The 16187-nt window shown below is 75.9% G+C and carries 11 protein-coding genes; 4 read left to right on the plus strand and 7 right to left on the minus strand.

Annotated elements, in window-relative coordinates; translation table 11 throughout:
- Positions 1-110: 110 nt before the first annotated feature.
- Together CUT44_RS26120 and CUT44_RS26125 are read right to left on the minus strand one after the other, a co-directional pair.
- The gene (locus tag CUT44_RS26120; protein WP_100204371.1) at positions 111-830 is read right to left on the minus strand and encodes a CBS domain-containing protein; all 720 of its coding nucleotides are present in this window, start codon (positions 828-830) and stop codon (positions 111-113) included.
- 32 nt (positions 831-862) lie between these two features.
- A complete protein-coding gene (locus tag CUT44_RS26125; RefSeq protein ID WP_100204372.1) occupies positions 863-3685 on the minus strand; it encodes a bifunctional acetate--CoA ligase family protein/GNAT family N-acetyltransferase in 2823 nt (940 codons plus the stop codon).
- 275 nt (positions 3686-3960) lie between these two features.
- Here CUT44_RS26125 and CUT44_RS26130 point away from each other — a divergent pair, with 275 nt between their 5' ends.
- Together CUT44_RS26130 and ppdK are read left to right on the plus strand one after the other, a co-directional pair.
- Positions 3961-4866 carry a universal stress protein gene (locus tag CUT44_RS26130; protein ID WP_100204373.1) on the plus strand — a complete coding sequence of 302 codons (906 nt, stop codon included), beginning with the start codon at positions 3961-3963 and terminating at the stop codon, positions 4864-4866.
- Positions 4867-5037: 171 nt separating this feature from the next.
- On the plus strand, positions 5038-7710 hold the full coding sequence (gene ppdK, locus CUT44_RS26135) for a pyruvate, phosphate dikinase (RefSeq protein ID WP_100204374.1): 2673 nt from the start codon (positions 5038-5040) through the stop codon (positions 7708-7710).
- Positions 7711-7983: 273 nt separating this feature from the next.
- Here ppdK and CUT44_RS26140 read toward each other — a convergent pair whose 3' ends face one another.
- Together CUT44_RS26140 and CUT44_RS33240 are read right to left on the minus strand one after the other, a co-directional pair.
- Entirely contained in the window at positions 7984-8988 is a 1005-nt protein-coding gene (locus CUT44_RS26140) for a 2-hydroxyacid dehydrogenase (RefSeq protein WP_100204480.1), read from the minus strand.
- Between the two features lie 319 nt (positions 8989-9307).
- Complete coding sequence (locus CUT44_RS33240; protein WP_158239672.1) at positions 9308-9931, minus strand: peptidoglycan recognition protein family protein; 624 nt, start codon at positions 9929-9931, stop codon at positions 9308-9310.
- 454 nt (positions 9932-10385) lie between these two features.
- Between CUT44_RS33240 and CUT44_RS34745 the strand changes: the two genes are divergently transcribed.
- Positions 10386-10817, plus strand: a complete 432-nt coding sequence (locus CUT44_RS34745; RefSeq protein ID WP_332888288.1) for a hypothetical protein — start codon at positions 10386-10388, stop codon at positions 10815-10817.
- Complete coding sequence (locus tag CUT44_RS26150; protein ID WP_332888289.1) at positions 10811-11680, plus strand: hypothetical protein; 870 nt, start codon at positions 10811-10813, stop codon at positions 11678-11680. The genes CUT44_RS34745 and CUT44_RS26150 overlap by 7 nt, the downstream gene beginning before the upstream one ends.
- Before the next feature lie 43 nt (positions 11681-11723).
- On the opposite strand, the gene CUT44_RS26155 is transcribed toward CUT44_RS26150, so the two are convergent.
- From CUT44_RS26155 to CUT44_RS26165, 3 genes are all read right to left on the minus strand, one after another.
- A complete protein-coding gene (locus tag CUT44_RS26155) occupies positions 11724-13472 on the minus strand; it encodes a glycoside hydrolase family 13 protein (RefSeq protein ID WP_233221660.1) in 1749 nt (582 codons plus the stop codon).
- An 82-nt stretch (positions 13473-13554) separates the two neighbouring features.
- Complete coding sequence (locus CUT44_RS26160) at positions 13555-14292, minus strand: hypothetical protein (protein WP_199185843.1); 738 nt, start codon at positions 14290-14292, stop codon at positions 13555-13557.
- A complete protein-coding gene (locus CUT44_RS26165) occupies positions 14289-16028 on the minus strand; it encodes a serine/threonine-protein kinase (RefSeq protein ID WP_100204377.1) in 1740 nt (579 codons plus the stop codon). Before CUT44_RS26165 ends, CUT44_RS26160 begins: the two co-directional genes overlap by 4 nt.
- Positions 16029-16187 lie beyond the last annotated feature (159 nt).

Here is a 16187-nt window from a genome sequence, read left to right on the forward strand (position 1 = left end):
CGATTTGTCGATCTGTCGGTTCGGCACCCCGCGGTCCTGTGGTCCGTGGCTCCGCCGACCGTGACGGTGCGGGTGCCCGCCTCGCAACGGCCGGCGGAACGGCCGGCGGCTCACCGGCCGTGCAGCCACCACAGATCGCCGATGCCGTGCAGCAGGGCCGGCTCCTCGGGCCGCAGCCGGGTGTCGTCCAGCCGGGCGGTGAGCCGGTCGACGACGGCGACCACCCCCTCGACCCGGCCGGCCATCCGCAGGGCTATGGGGATGTCGGTACTGCGCTCGACCCGTCCGGTCAGGGTGACCACACCGTCGGTGACGGTGACGGTGACGGTGTCCGGCGGAATCCACAGGGCCCGCACCAGCACGTCGTCGATCACCTCGGCACGGATCTCGGCGTCCGGGCGGAGGAAGACGCCCAGCAGGTCACGGCGGGTGACGATGCCGACCAGCCGGTCCTCCTCGTCCAGCACCGGAAGCCGCTGGACCCGGTGCTCGACCATGGTGCGGGCCGCGCGCGGCACGGAGTCCAGGGCTTGGACGGTGACGGCCGGCGCGGTCATCAGCTCACCCGCGGTGCGGGCCTCGGCCGCGTCGGCCCGGTGGCGGGCGGTGCGGCTCAGCGGGCGCCGGCCGGCGCCCGGGTCCTGGTGGGCCTGGTGGTTCAGCAGATCGCTCTCGGAGACGACACCGAGGACCTTGTCGTCGTCGTCGACGACCGGGAGGCCGCTGATGCCGTGCCGGGCGAGCAGCTCGGTGATCCGCTTGAACGGTGTGCCGGGGGTGGCGGTGACCACGTCGGCGGTCATCACGGCTCCGACGACTCGGTGCTTCATGGTTCTCTCCGTTCCTCTTGCCGTCGGAGCGCTCAGCGCAGCCGGCGCAGATGGGGGTCGTGGGCGCGCCGCGGCAGCAGCCGGACGCGGGCGTCGACGGCGGTGACGCCGTCCGGCCGGGCCAGCAGGGGGTTGATCTCGGCCTCGGCGAGCTCGGGCAGGTCGCAGGCCATCGTGGAGAGCCGCAGCAGGGTCTGCTCCAGCCCGTCCAGATCGGCCGGAGGGCCGCCGCGGTGGCCGAACAGCAGCGGCGCGCAGCGTGGTGCGGTGAGCAGGTCGCGGACGTCCCGGTCGGTGAGCGGGGCGAGCCGGGCGGCATGGTCGGCCAGCACGTCGGTGGCGGTGCCGCCCAGACCGAACAGCACCAGCGGACCGAAGACCTCGTCCTGGACGACACCGGCGACCAGCTCGGTGCCGCGCCGGGCCATGGGCTGGACGACCGCGCCGGTCATCACGTCGCCCAGCCGGGCGGTCAGCTCCCGCCAGGCGGCCCGCACCCGGTGCTCGCCGGCCAGATCGAGGACGACCGCGCCCTGGTCGGACTTGTGGACCAGGCCGGGCCAGTGCGCCTTGAGCGCGACCCGGCCGTCCGGTCCCTCTGACCCGTCCGGTCCCTCCGGTCCGCCCGCGGCGGACAGCGCGGCCGCGGCGGCGACGGCCGCGTCCTCGTTCCCGGCCCAGATCTGGGGCAGCCGGAGGACGCCGTACAGGTCCAGCAGCCGCGCGCAGTGGCGCGGGTCGAGCCAGCCGCCGCCGGGGTGCTCGGCGAGGAAGCCGGCGACCAGGGCGCGGGCGGCGTCCCGGGCGGCGGCGTGGGCGGTGCCGGTCAGACCGTCGATCTCGGGGACGGTGCCGGACGGGCGGCCGAGCCAGCGGGTGCGCTCGACGGCGCGGGCCAGGGCGCGGGCGGCGTCCTGGGGGTCGGCGTAGACCGGCAGCGCGCTGCCGTCGGGGTGCCCGGTGGGCAGCAGCCGGACGCGTTCGCCCTGGTCGGGCAGGACGGCGGCGAAGGTCTTGGCGGGGTGGTCGCCGGCGGTGCGCAGCAGGGCGCGGACCGGGTCGTCGCCGGTGGCCCGGACGGTGGCGGTGGGCACCAGCACCACCAGGACGGCGTCGATGTCACTCCGGCGGGCCAGCCGGTCCAGGCAGGCGGCCAGCTCGGTGCCGCCGACGGCGGCCGTGGTGTCCACCGGGTTGCCGGCGGCCGCCCCGGCCGGCAGGGCGACGCCCAGTTCGGCGGCGAGGGCGGCGGGCAGTTCGGGGACGGTCAGGCCGGCCTCGACGCAGGCATCGGCGGCCAGCACCCCGGCGCCGCCGGCGTTGGATACCACCGCGACGCGGGAGCCGGTCGGCAGTGGCTGGGAGTGCAGCAGGGCGGCGGCGTCCAGCAGTTCGCCGATGGAGCGGGTGGCGATGACGCCGGCCTGGGTGAACAGGGCCCGGCGGGTCATGGTGGGAGTGGCCGCGGCGGCGGTGTGGGAGGCGGCGGCGCGTCGGCCGGCCGCCGAGCGGCCCGCGTCGACGGTCAGCACCGGCATGTGCCGGGCGACGCGGCGGGCGGTGCGGGAAAAAGCGCGGGGGTTGCCGAAGGACTCCAGGTGCAGCAGGGCCAGGTCGGTGCGGCCGTCGCCCTCCCACCACTGGAGCAGGTCGTTGCCGCTGACGTCGTACTTGTCGCCGAGGGAGACGAAGCTGGACACGCCGATGCCCAGCCGGGCGAGCCCGCCGAGCAGGGCGATGCCGACGCCGCCGGACTGCACCGCGACCCCGGCGCTGCCGGGCAGCGGGCGGTGGGCGGCGAAGGTGGCGTCCAGCCGGATGCCGTCCTCGGTGTTGGCGATGCCCAGGCAGTTGGGGCCGACCAGGCGCATGCCGTAGTGGCGGCAGGTGGCCAGCAGGGCGGCCCCCTGCTCGGCGTCCAGCCCGGAGGTGAGCACCACCAGGGCGCGGACGCCGCTCTTGCCGCACTGCCGGGCCGTCTCGGGCACGGCGTGCGCGGGGACGGTCAGGACGGCCAGTTCGGGGGCCTTGGGCAGGACGGCCACCGACGGGTAGCAGGGGGTGCGCTCGACGACCGAGGCGTGCGGGTTGACGGCCAGCAGCCGGCCGGTGAAACCGGCGCGGTGCAGATTGCGCAGGACGGCCCGGCCCACCGAGCCCTCGGCGCGGCCGGCGCCGACCACGGCGATCGAGCGGGGGCGCAGCAGCGGGCGGAGGCTGGCGGCGTCGGCGGTGCGGCCGCGTTCGTCGACCGACGCCAGGTAGTGCTCGTCGGGGTCGAGCAGGATCTCGCAGCGCACCTCGCCGCCGTCGAGGCGGCGGGTGGTGCGCAGCCCGAGGTCGGCGAAGACCCGCAGTACGGCGTGGTTGCCGGCCAGGGCCCCGGCGGTGAAGGCGGTGACGCCCTCGGCGCGTGCGGCGTGCACCAGGTGCTCCAGCAGCAGGGTGCCCACGCCGTGGTGGCGGAAGTCGTCGGCGACGGCCAGGGCGACCTCCGCGGTGGTGACGGGCGCCCCGCCGGCGACGGGCGTGGCGGATCCGCCGTTCTCACCGTTCTCACCGGCCTCGCCGGCCCTGCCGCCCTCGTACTCGGCGACGCCGACCACCCGGCCGTCGTACAGGGCCAGCAGCGCCAGGCAGCCCGGGCGCGCCGGGCCGCAGACCCGCCGGGCGGCCTGCCGCCCCGGTCCGGGGCCGGAGGCGGGGAACCGCCACCGGAGGCTCTCGGGCGACATGCGGGCGTACAGCCCCTCGACTCCGAGGCGGTCCTCGGGCCGCGCGGGGCGTATCTCCACGGTCCTGCCGTCGGCCAGCAGCGCGTGGGCCTGCCGTACGTGTTCCGCGGTGTCCGTCATGGCGGATCCCCTTCCGTGTGCGGTTCCGACTCCAGAGTCGGACGGCGCGGGCTCCGCCGCAGGGGCCGTGCGGGGCCCGCCGCGAGGGCCGTTCGGCCCCGGTGCGGTACCGGCGGGACCGGCCGGCGGCCCGGGACGGGCCGCGTGGCCCGGGCCGCGGGACGGAGGGTCCCGCCGGTCGGGACCTGTGTCCCCTCTCGCCGGCGGGTACCCGGGGGCGAGCCTGGAGACAGGGCGGACCGCCGCCCGTCCGAGAACGACGTAGGGAGGAAGCCATGGAGCGCACCGTCATCGTGGGCCTGGACGGCTCGAGCGAGAGTCTGGCCGCCGCGGACTGGGCGGCCCGCGAGGCGCTGCGGCGCGGGGTGCCGCTGCGGCTGGTCCAGGTGAGGGAGGCCGACTCCCACCCGCTGCTGCTGTCCAACGTGGACCCGGAGGCCCGCAAGCGCTGGGAGGAGCAGCCGGGCCGGGTGGCGGCGGAGCTGGCCGGCCGGCACCCCACCCTGGAGATCGGCACCGAGCGGCTCGACGGCCGCCCGGCCGACGTCCTGCGCAAGGCCGCCGACGGCGCCGGGCTGCTGGTGCTGGGCTCCAAGGGCAGAGGAGCGCTGGCCGGCTTCCTGGTCGGCTCCGTCGCCCTGTCCGCCGCGGCCCATGTGACCTGCCCGGTGGTGCTGGTGCGGGCCGGGACGACCGAGGAGGCCGCCCACCGCGACGAGCCGGAGGCCCTGGCGGCCGGCGGCGAGGCACCGTACCGCGACGTGGTGCTGGGCCTGGACCTGAGCAAGCCCTGCGACGGGCTGCTGGACTTCGCCTTCGACGCCGCCGCCCGGCGCGGCGCGCCGCTGCGGGTCGTCCACGGCTGGAACCTGCCGGCCGCCTACGGCGTCAACCCCGCCGGCTTCGGCCCCGGCTTCCTGGACGGTCTGGCCGAGGAGAAGCTCCGGGCCCTGACCGACGCGCTGCGGCCCTGGCAGGGCAAGTACCCGGACGTGGAGGTCCGGACGCAGGCCGTGGTCGGCAGGATCGCCCAGCAGCTCCTGGAGGCCGCCGAGGACGCCTGTCTGGTGGTCGTCGGCCGCCGCGACCGGCGCTCCCCGCTGGGCTTCCACATCGGTCCGGTCGCCCACGCGGTGATGCACCACGCCACCGTGCCCGTCGCCGTCGTCCCGCACGAGTGAGCCGCCGCGCCACCACCGCACCCGGCGTGTCCGCCGCCCCGGCGGCGGACACGCACCCCGGGGCCCCGCGGACTCCCGTCCCCGTCCCCCGGCCCGATCCGTCCGGCAACCGGCAGACGCCTCGCGCCCGGGCCCCGTCCCGGGCGGGCGCCGGGCCGTAAGGAGACCACCATGGTCCGCTACGTTCACGACTTCACCGAGGGTGGCCGGGAGCAGGCCGACCTCCTCGGCGGCAAGGGCGCCAACCTCGCCGAGATGACCCGCATCGGCCTCCCGGTGCCGCCCGGCTTCACCGTCATCACCGAGGCCTGCCGGGCCTACCTGGCCACCGGCACCGAGCCCGGGGGCCTGCGGCGGGAGCTGGCCGAGCACCTGGCGGCGCTGGAGGAGGCGACCGGGCGCCGGCTGGGCGACCCGGACGACCCGCTGCTGGTGTCGGTACGCTCCGGGGCCCGCTACTCCATGCCGGGGATGATGGAGACCATCCTCGACATCGGCCTGAACGACCGGTCCGTGGCCGGGCTGGCCAAGACCTCCGGACACGAGGAGTTCGCCTGGGACTCCTACCGGCGGCTCGTCCAGATGTTCGGCACCACCGTCATGGGGATCGACGGCGCGCTGTTCGCCGACGCGCTGGCCCGCCGCCCCGACCCGGCGGAGCGGCCGCGGCTGGTGGCGGAGTTCCTGGCGATCGTGCGGGAGCGGACCGGGGAGGAGTTCCCCCAGGACCCGGCCGAGCAGCTGCGGCGCGCGGTGCGCGCCGTCTTCGAGTCCTGGAACGGGGAGCGGGCCCGCCTCTACCGGCGCCGCGAGCACATCCCCGACGACCTGGGCACGGCCGTCAACGTACAGGTGATGGTCTTCGGCAACCTCGGCCCGGACTCCGGCACCGGGGTGGCCTTCACCCGCGACCCGGCCACCGGGCGGCAGGGGATCTACGGGGACTACCTGCCCGACGCGCAGGGCGAGGACGTGGTCTCCGGGGTGCGCAACGCCGTGCCGCTGCAGGAACTCCAGGAGCACCACCCGGAGTGCCACACGCAGCTGTGCGGCCACATGGCGACCCTGGAGCGGCACTACCGGGACCTCTGCGACATCGAGTTCACCGTGGAGCGCGGCAAACTGTGGATGCTGCAGACCCGGGTGGGCAAGCGCACCGCCGAGGCGGCCTTCCGTATCGCCGTGCAGTTGGTGGACGAGGGGCTGATCGACTGGCCGGAGGCGCTGGACCGGGTCACCGGCGACCAGCTCGCCCGGCTGATGTTCCCCCGCTTCGACACCGCCTCGGCCGGTGCCCCGCTGGCCACGGGCGTACCGGCCTCGCCCGGCGCCGCCGTCGGCACGGTGGTCTTCGACTCCGCCGAGGCGGTGCGCCGCGCCGCCGCCGGGGAGCAGGTGGTGCTGGTGCGCCCCGAGACCACCCCCGACGACCTGCCCGGCATGGTCGCCGCCCAGGCGGTGCTGACCAGCCGCGGCGGCAAGACCAGCCACGCGGCCGTGGTGGCCCGGGGCATGGGGCGGGTGTGCGTGTGCGGCGCCGAGAGCCTCGGCATCGACGTCGCGGCCCGCCGCTTCACCGTCACCGGCCCCGACGGGACGGTCACCGAGGTCGCCGAGGGCACCGAGGTGTCCGTCGACGGCTCGGCCGGCACCGTCCACCTGGGGGCGCTGCCGCTGGTGGGATCACCGGTGATGCGGTACTTCGAGACCGGGGAACGGGAGTCCGGGCTGGTGGACGCGGTGGCACGGCTGATGGAACACGCCGACGCCGCCCGGCGCATGGCGGTGCGGGCCAACGCCGACACCCCCGAGGACGCCGCCCGGGCCCGCCGCTTCGGCGCCCAGGGCATCGGACTGTGCCGCACCGAGCACATGTTCCTCGGCGAGCGGCGCCGGCTGGTGGAGGCGATGATCCTGGCCCGCACCGACAGCGAGCGGGAGAGGGCGCTGGCGGCGCTGCTGCCGCCGCAGCGGGAGGACTTCACCGCCCTGCTGGCGGCCATGGACGGGCTGCCGGTCACCATCCGGCTGCTGGACCCGCCGCTGCACGAGTTCCTGCCCGACCACACCGGACTGGCCGTCCGGGTGGCCTCCGCCGAGGCGGCCGGGGGCGAGCCCGACCCGCACGACGTGCGACTGCTGCGGACCGTGGAGCGCATGCACGAGCACAACCCGATGCTGGGGCTGCGCGGGGTCCGGCTGGGCCTGCTGGTGCCGGGGCTGATCGCGCTCCAGGTGCGGGCCGTGGCCGAGGCGGTGGCCGGGCGGCTGGCCGACGGCGGCGACCCGCGGGTGGAGATCATGGTGCCGCTGGTGGACACCGCCGCCGAGCTGCGGCTGGTGCGACAGGAGGTGGAGGCCGTCCTGGCCGAGGTGTCCGAGCAGGTGGGCCGGGCGCTGACCTGCCCGATCGGCACCATGATCGAGCTGCCGAGGGCAGCGCTGACCGCGGACCGGATCGCGGACCGGGCCGACTTCTTCTCACTGGGCACCAACGACCTGACCCAGACCACCTGGGGGATGTCCCGGGACGACGTGGAGGCGTCGTTCTTCTCCGCCTACCTGGAGCGGGGCATCTTCGAGGTCTCGCCGTTCGAGACCATCGACCGGCAGGGAGTGGGCCGCCTGGTGCGGATCGCGGTCGCCGAGGGCCGGGCCGCCCGGCCGGGGCTGAAGATCGGTGTCTGCGGCGAGCACGGCGGTGACCCGGACTCCGTGCACTTCTTCCACGAGGCGGAGCTGGACTACGTGTCCTGCTCCCCGTTCCGGGTGCCGGTCGCCCGGCTGGAGGCGGCCCGCGCCGCCCTGGACCCCGACCGCGACCGGGCGGCGACGGGCAAGTGACGCGGTGAGCGGAACCGGGCCGCGGCCGTCCCCCCTCGACTGGGGGACGGCCGCTCCCCGGCCCGGGCGAAAACCTTGTTCTCCCCTCAGTCTGGTGGACGACGGAACACTCGCCGTGTCCCGTCGTTCCGGACAGGCCGGGAGGCAGCGGACGATGAAAGCCGACCCTGAACCGGACCCGGACACCGACCCCTGCGGCGGGGCCGGACGGCCCTGGCGGGAACGGCGCAGACCCCCCGCGCCCCTCCCGCGTCCCCGGGCGGGGACCCGGCCTCAGCCCCGGTCGGGCGGGGGCACCAGGGTGTTGGTGTTGGCGCGCCCGGCCAGGTGGTCCTCGACGTTGCGGGCGGTGGTCCGGACGATCTCCTCCACCGCGTCATGGGTGAAGTACGCCTGGTGCGAGCTGACCAGGACGTTGCGGAAGGTCATCAGCCGCGCCAGCGTGTCGTCGGTGATCACGTCCAGGGAGCGGTCGAAGAAGAACACCCCGGCCTCCTCCTCGTAGACGTCCAGCCCCACCCCGTCGAGCCGGCCCGCCCGCAGGGTGTCCACCAGGGCCTGGGCGTCGATCAGGCCGCCGCGGCTGGTGTTGATCAGGATGGCGTCGTCCTTCATCCGGGCCAGGGCGGCACGGTCCACCAGGTGGTACGTGTCGGGCAGCAGCGGCACGTGCAGGCTCACCAGGTCGGCCTCGGCGAACAGCCGCTCGCGCTCGACGTACTCCATGCCCAGTTCCAGGCACTCGGGGTTCTCGGCGATGTCCCAGCCCAGCAGCCGCATGCCGAACCCCGCGGCGATGCGGGCGAAGGCCGCCCCGATCTTCCCGGTGCCCACCACCCCGGCGGTACGGCCGTGGAAGTCGCGGCCCAGCAGGCCGTTGAGCCGGAAGTCGAAGTCGCGGGTGCGGGCCACCGACCGGGCCACCCGGCGGTTGACCGCCAGGGCCAGCGTCCAGGCGAACTCGGCCACCGAGTAGGGGGAGTAGGACGACACCCGGGAGACGGCCAGCCCCAGTTTCCGGGCCGCGTCCAGGTCGATGTTGTTGTAACCGGTGGCGCGCTGGGTGACCAGTTTCGTGCCGCCGTCCGCCAGGGTGGTCAGGACCTCCTCGTCCAGCACGTCGTTGACGCTGCTGCACACCACCGTGCAGCCGGCGGCCGTGGCGGCGGTGTCCCGGTTGAGGACCAGATCCAGGCAGCGCAGCCGGTGCTGCCCTTTGAAAGCCCGCTCCAGCAGCGGAAGTTCGTCGGTCACGACACCGTAGGCGACGATGTCCACCGCCTTCTCCGCCGCGCCGCCCGCCGCACCGTCCGCCGTGCTGTCCACCGTTTCCTCCACCGTCGCCTCTTCTTCCGGGAACCGTCACCGACTCCGTGGCCGCCCGCTCGCGACCGCCACCAGCCTCTCCGGGGAGCGGCCGTCCGGCCCAGGGCCGGACGGTACACGTCCGCGGCCCCTTCGGACCGCGTCCGGCCCGAAGGGCGCGCGCCGGACGTCTACCCCCTTCCGGGGCCTCCGTATCCGGCCCGGTGGGCGGACGCCGGCCGGAGGGCGCCGGCGCGGGAGCGCCCCGGAAGACCCGCCGCCACCGGGCCCGTCACCAGCCCCCGGTCCCGGCGGTCCCGGCGGTCCCGGCCGCCGTCCCGCGTCCCGCCGTCCCCCGCCCGAACGGGAAGGGCCATGTCCCGGCCCGGTCCCGCGGGCCGGAGCCGGGCTCCAGCGAGCCGTTCAGCACGTAGGGGGAGAGCCCTCCGGGGCACTGGGTGACGATGTGGTCGCCGTGCCGGTTGATGCCGGCCCCTGCGCCGCCGGAGTCACGCAGCCAGCCGGTCGACCAGCGGAAGGCGTCCAGGAGGGCGTCGGTGACGGTGTCGTAGCCGGACGGGGAGCCGCCGGTGAGCCCGCACACCGCGTACCAGTCCTGGTTGCCCGCCGCGGTGCCGTTGGCGGCGGTCCGCACCCAGGGCCCCCGTCCCTCGAAGACCCGGCCGTGGACGCACACCAGGCACGTGTAGGCGATGTCGGCCCACCCGTTGCCGTCCATGTGCTGTCGCTGGATGGCGCGCACCTGACCCGCGCAGTCGGCGTGGTCCCGCCGGGCGGTCGGAGAGGGCCCCACATGGTGCACGGTGACCCCGCCCCGGCCCGGGGTGATGTCGGTGGACGGCCCCTGGGAGGGCAGGGCGCCCCACTCCGCGCGGGGGACGAAGACGGCCGTCACGGCGTCACCCTCCCGGGGCCGCACTGCACACCGGCGTCCGGGGGCTCGGCGCACCCGGTCCCGGGGGCCGACGGCGCGGACCGGCGCTGTGGCGGGGCGACGGCGGACGCGGCTCCGGGGAGGACGGGAAGGGCAGCGGCACCGGCGGCGACCGCCGCCGCCCGGCCGGCCAGGCCGAGGAGGCCGCGGCGTGTTGATCTGGTGGGCATCGTGTCTCTCCTGACACCGGGAAGGACGGGACGGCGGGCCGGAGGGGAACGCGCGGGGAGGCACCGACCCCGCCGGCCGCGGTGCGCAGGCGTACCCGCGCGGGGCATGCGACAGGCTCCGCCGTGCCGGTGAACCGGAGTCCGGCCGCGGCACGGGCCGCCTCCGCCGCGACGGGGAAACCGTCCGGGGCCCGGGGCCCTTCACCGGTCGGCGCAACCGACACGTCGACACATAAGGTATGTCCATGCCAACATTACGCGGGCGTACCGCACCCGCCGTGCTCCAGCAGGGGCAGTGGGCCACCCGGACCGGCTGCAGGCAGGTCCTGGCCATTGCACACACCGTGCCTTACGCGCAACGGCTGCGGGAGGTCGTCGAGCTCCTGGAGCCCGACCTGCGGATCCAGGTGGTCTTCACCGTCGCCCCGCACGCCTTCGGTGCCGGGGTGGCCCGCCACCTGCGGGAGACGGGCTTCGAAGTGGTCCCGTGGAAGCAGGCCGCCGGCGCCGGTTTCGACCTGGCCCTGGCGGCCGGCTCGCAGGGGATCGACCAGGTGCGGGCGCCCGTGCTCCGCATGCCGCACGGGGCCGTCACATCAAGCTTCTGCGCGCGGAGCCCGGCGGGGAGGACGGCAAGGCCGAGAAGGACGGCCCGCCACGCGTTCCGGGCATGCTGAGCCGCCGACACCTGACGCGGAACGGCAAAGTGGTGCCCGCCGCGATCGTGCTCGCCCACGAACGGGACCGCCGGGCGCTGGCGCGCTCCTGCCCCGAGGCGCTGCCGGTGGCCGAGGTCGTCGGCGACCCCGGCCACGACCGGATCACCGCGAGCCTGCCGCACCGCGCGGAGTACCGTCGCGCTCTCGGGCTCACCGGGGACCGGCGGCTGGTGGTGTTCGCGTCCACCTGGGGGCCGTCCTCCTCCTTCGGCCGATTCGAGGCGCTGCTGCCCCGGCTGCTCGGGGAACTGCCGGGGGACAGGTACCGCACGGCACTGCTGGTCCATCCCAACGTCTGGGCCGGACACGGCGGTCGGCAGCTGCGGGCCTGGCTGACCGCCTGCCGCGCCCGTGGGCTGGTGCTCCTGCCGCCGGAGGCCGACTGGTACCCGCTGCTGGTCGCGGCGGACTTCGTCGTCGGCGACCACGGCTCGGTCACCGCCTACGCGGCCCTGACGGGCGCCCCCGTCCTGCTGGACCGCCACCCCGGCGAGCGGATCTGCCCGGAGTCCCCGGCGGCGCGCCTCGCCCGGGCCGCCCCCGCCCTGTCGCCGCCGCACCCGCTGGAGGAGCAGCTGCGGTACGCGGCCGAGGAGTACCGGCCGGAGGAGTACGCCCGGGTCGCAGAACTGCTGACCTCCGAGCCGGGCTGCTTCGCCCGCCGTATGCGCAAGGTGCTGTACCGGCTGCTGGACCTGCCCGAACCGGCGTACCCGCCCGTCACCGACCCCGCTCCCCTGCCGCCGCCGCTGGACCACTGGGCGGCGCCGGCCCCGGGGAGGCCGGGAGCGCTTCCCGGAGCCGGACGGGCCGGACGCTGAAGCCGTCACAGGAAGGCGGCTGCGCGCCGGCTGGTGGGCGCCCTCACCCGCCCGCCGTGCGGACGCGGCGGTGGACGCGGGCCTCCCAAGGGGTGAGGGTGACGGCGGGGAAGGTCAGGGGGGCGCCGCCCGGGTGGTTGGTGAGCAGGAGCTCGGTGCCCGCCCAGCCGTCCGGGGCGGGGCAGCGGGCGGGTTCCGAACTGAGATTGGCGAGCACGAGGAGCTCGGTGACCTCGCCCGGGGCGGGCTCGTGGCGGCGGAGGAAGGCCCAGATCCGCTCGTCATCCGGTAGCAGCAGGGTGAAGTCGCCGAAGGCGACGGCCGGTTCGGTGTGCCGCAGTCCGATCAGCCGGCGGTGGTGGTGGAAGACGGAGGCCGGGTCGGCGCGCTGGGCCGCGGCGTTGATCTCGGTGTGGTCGGGGTTGACGGGCAGCCAGGGCGTGCCGGTGGTGAAGCCGGCGTGGGCGGTGGCGTCCCACTGCACGGGGGTGCGGGCGTTGTCGCGGCCCATCACGCGCAGCGCGTCCAGCACCTCCGCCGGGTCGGCGCCGTGGGCGGTCTCCTCCGCGTGGTGGCGGAGCGACTCCAGGTCGCGGAAGTCGTGGATCGAGGCGAACGGGGCGTTGGTCATGCCCAGTTCGTCGCCCTGGTAGACGTACGGGGTGCCGCGGTGCAGGTGCAGCACGGTGGCCAGGGCGGTGGCCGAGCGCGTCCGGTGGCGTGGGCTGTCGTCGCCGAAGCGGGAGACGGCGCGCGGCTGGTCGTGGTTGCCCCAGTACAGGCTGTTCCAGCCCACCTCGCCCAGCCCTTCCTGCCAGCGGGCCATCGTCGCCTTCAGCTCCGGCAGCCGCAGCGGGCGCGGGTCGAACTTGCCGCCGGGACCGTGGTCGAGCCCGACGTGCTCGAAGGTGAACACCATGTCGACCTCGGCCCGCGCCGGGTCGGTGAACAGCCGTGCCTGCTCGACGGTCACTCCCGGCATCTCACCGACCGTCAGCAGCGTTCCGGGGTGGGGCGCGAACACCTCGCGGTGCATCTCGGCCAGGTACTCGTGGATGCGCGGACCGCAGACGTAGTACGGGGAGCCGTCGCCCCACCGGCCGCCCCCGGGCACCTCGCCGTCGGGCAGGGCCGGGTCCTTGGAGACCAGGTTGATGACGTCCATCCGGAAGCCGTCGACGCCGCGCTCCAGCCACCAGCGCATCATGGCGTACACCGCCTGCCGGACCCGGGGGTTCTCCCAGTTCAGATCGGGCTGCTTCCGGGAGAAGAGGTGCAGGTAGTACTCGCCGCTCGCCGGGTCGTACTCCCAGGCCGGACCGGAGAAGAACGAGCCCCAGTTGTTCGGTTCGGCGCCCGGGGTGCCGGGGACGGTGCCCGGCCGGGCCGGGCGCCACCAGTACCAGTCGCGCGCCGGACCGCCGGGACCGCCGTCCCGGGAGGAGACGAACCACGGGTGTTCGTCGCTGGTGTGGTTGACGACCAGGTCCATGATCAGCCGCATGCCGCGCGCGTGCACCGCGGCCAGCAGTTCGTCGAAGTCCTCCAGGGTGCCGAAGAGCGGATCGATGCCGCGGTAGTCGCTGATGTCGTATCCGTTGTCGTCGTGCGGGGACGGGTACACCGGGGAGAGCCACAGCACGTCGACGCCCAACTCGACGAGATGGTCCAGTCGTCGGGTGATGCCGCGCAGGTCGCCGACGCCGTCGCCGTCGGAGTCGGCGAAGCTGCGCGGATAGATCTGGTAGACGACGGCGGTCTTCCACCACGGCTCATCGGCGTTGACGGTCACGGTCGAACCTCGCATCCCCGGCGGTGCGTCCCATCCGGGGAGGACGCCTACCCGGACGGTACGGGTGTGACGCGCACGGGTCTCACGGGCACCGGTAGGTGAAGTCCGCGTCCGCCGCGCGGCTGCCGGGGGAGAGGATCTCCAGCCGGGCGGAGGCCCGCCGGACGCCCTCGCCGCGGAAGGTCCACAGCAGATGCAGCCGCGCCTCCCGCTGCCCCCGGGCGACCTTCTCCTCCAGGACACCGGAGGAGGCGCCGCCGTCGCGCAGCCAGCGGTAGCGGATCGTCCCGGACCACCCGTTGGTGGTCACCACGCCCACCACGTCGGCGGTGCCGTCACACCCGGGGCCGGCGGGGTCGGCGCGCACCGCCATCTGGTGGACCGTCAGCTCCGGGCCCAGCCACTGCCAGGCCGGGTACGCCAGGACGGCCGCCAGGAGGGCGGCGGCCGGGGCCCACCGGCGCGGCCGGCGGCGGATCGTACCGGCGGCCGGACGGCCGTGCGGCCGGGTGCCGGCGGCGGTCGCCGGGGCCGGGACGGTTCCGGAGCGGGGCACTCCCGGCCCGATGCGCAGCACCCCGCCCGCCGGGCCGCCGCCCGCCGGGTCCGCGAGGTGGGCGGTGGGGGTGTCATGGCGGGGCGGGCCGGGCTCCGGGGTCGGAGTCCGGACCCAGTGGGTGCCCAGGAGAGTCGCGCTGTAGGTGTCGTCATCGGGGGAGGGCGCGGGGGCCGGCGGGTCGTCCCCGGCACGGCGCGCGCGGGGCGGCCGGCGGGGCCGTTCCCCGTCGTCCGCGCAGTGCCGGTGCTCTCCGCCGTTCAACGCAGGTCACACTGCCGGGTGAGGATCTGCTGGAAGGAGCCTCCGCCGGTGGCGGCCGGATCGGTCGAGGCGCTCACGCCCCAGTAGCAGCCGCGGCCGCCGAAGGTGTGGCCGACGGTGAGGCTGTAGGCGGTGTCGCCGCTCAGCCGGTAGGTGCGAGTGCCGTCCCGGGCGCCCGGTGTGCCCCTGGTGTCGCCGAGGTGCCAGCCGACGGTCAGGGTCACCGGGCCGGTCCCGCTGGTGGCCACCCGCACGGTCGCGGTGGCGGTGGTGGCGCCGGTCTGGGTCAGGCCGGCGGCCGTCACCGTGCGGACCTCCGTCGCGGCGGAGGGCTCGCCGGAGTCCGGGACCCCGTCGTCCCCGTCGCTCCCGTCGTCCCCCTCATCCTCGTCCGTGCCGTCCGTGCCGTCCGTGGTGGTACCGGTCGTGGTGGCGCCGGTCTCCGTCCCACCGTGGGCGGTGCCGTCCGTGGCGGTGCCGGCGGTCCCCCCGTCCGTCGCGCCGTCGTCCGTGCCGCCCTCCGGGGTGGGGTGGGCGGACGGCGCGGACGATGCGGACGACGCCGATGACGCGGACGGCGCTGCGGACGGTGAGCCCGTCCCGCCCGTCGTCGCCGTCCGGCCGGACGGTTCCCCGGCTCCGCCGGGCTCCGCGCCGGCCGTGGTCACGGCGCGGACGGTGTCCGCGCCGTTCCCGCCTCCGGAGGCGACCGCCGCCACGGCCAGCACCCCGGCCACGGCCAGTACACCCGCGCCGATCAGCCGGCCGTGCCGCCCCGGCAGACCGGCGGCCCGGCCGCCCCCGCCTCCGCCCAGGACGGTGACGGCCGCGTCGGCGACCCCGGCCGCGCCCCCCTGTGCCAGGGGGAACAGCAGCGGCAGCAGGGCGGCCAGCGCGGCCAGCGCGCGACGGCCGCGCTCCTCCCAGTCCGCCCCGTACGCCGTGGCCGCCGCCGACTCCAGTTCGGCGGCGAAGGCCGCCGCGTCGTGCGGCCGCTGCCCGGATTCCTTGGCCAGCCCGCGCCGGACCAGGTCGCGCACCGGTCCGGGCACCCGTTCGGCGGGCACGGGCGCGCTGATGTGCCGTACGGCCAGCTCGGCGATGCTCTCGCCCGGGTAGGGGGGCTCACCGGTCAGGCACTCGTAGAAGGTCGCGGTCGCCGCGTAGACGTCGGTGGCCGGTGAGGCGGGCCCGCCGTTCCACTGCTCCGGCGCCATGTAGAGCGGGGTGCCCGAGGACCCGCCGGGGGCGCCGTCCCGGGTGGCGATGCCGAAGTCCACCAGCTTGGACGAACCGTCCGCCGCGACCAGGACGTTCGCCGGCTTGTAGTCGCGGTGCACCACACCGGCCCGGTGGGCGGCGGCCAGACCCAGCAGCGAGCCCTTGAGGAGGGCCAGGGCCGCCTCCGGGCCGGTGGGCCCCGCTCGGCGCAGCAGCGCGCGCAGCGCGACGCCGTCCACCAGTTCCATCACGATCGCTGCGCCGGGCCGCGCGCCGTCCCGTGACTCGACGTACTCGTACAGGCCCGTGACATACGGCGAGCGCAGGTCGCCCAGCAGCCGGGCCTCGGCGCGGAAGGCGCGCAGGAAGTCCCCGTCGTCCAGCAGCGTCTCGCCGAGGTACTTCACGGCCACCTGTGTGCCGGTGGCCTCGTGCACGGCCAGTACGACGCGTCCGCTCGCGCCGGAGCCCAGCTCGCGCAGCTCCCCGTACCCCGGCACCGTCCATCCGGTCATCGACCCCACCCCCCGGGAACCGGCCGGGCGCCCCCACGCCCCGCCGTCACCGTCTCAGACACCCGGGTCGGGGTGCGCGGTTCCCGCCCGCCGGCCGCATGCGGAGCGCGGGAACGGGTACGGCGTCCTGCTGCACCCCTGTGGACCACAGGGGGAGCG

This window comes from Streptomyces carminius (genome assembly GCF_002794255.1).
GTDB classification, from domain to species: Bacteria; Actinomycetota; Actinomycetes; order Streptomycetales; family Streptomycetaceae; genus Streptomyces; species Streptomyces carminius.

Excerpts from the sequence above, each read along its gene's own strand:
- ppdK (WP_100204374.1), top strand. The coding sequence starts at position 5,038 with ATGGTCCGCTACGTTCACGACTTCACCGAGGGTGGCCGGGAGCAGGCC.
- CUT44_RS26120 (WP_100204371.1), bottom strand. The coding sequence starts at position 830 with ATGAAGCACCGAGTCGTCGGAGCCGTGATGACCGCCGACGTGGTCACC.
- CUT44_RS26165 (WP_100204377.1), bottom strand. The coding sequence starts at position 16,028 with ATGACCGGATGGACGGTGCCGGGGTACGGGGAGCTGCGCGAGCTGGGC.
- CUT44_RS34745 (WP_332888288.1), top strand. The coding sequence starts at position 10,386 with ATGCCAACATTACGCGGGCGTACCGCACCCGCCGTGCTCCAGCAGGGG.
- CUT44_RS26130 (WP_100204373.1), top strand. The coding sequence starts at position 3,961 with ATGGAGCGCACCGTCATCGTGGGCCTGGACGGCTCGAGCGAGAGTCTG.
- CUT44_RS26150 (WP_332888289.1), top strand. The coding sequence starts at position 10,811 with ATGCTGAGCCGCCGACACCTGACGCGGAACGGCAAAGTGGTGCCCGCC.
- CUT44_RS26125 (WP_100204372.1), bottom strand. The coding sequence starts at position 3,685 with ATGACGGACACCGCGGAACACGTACGGCAGGCCCACGCGCTGCTGGCC.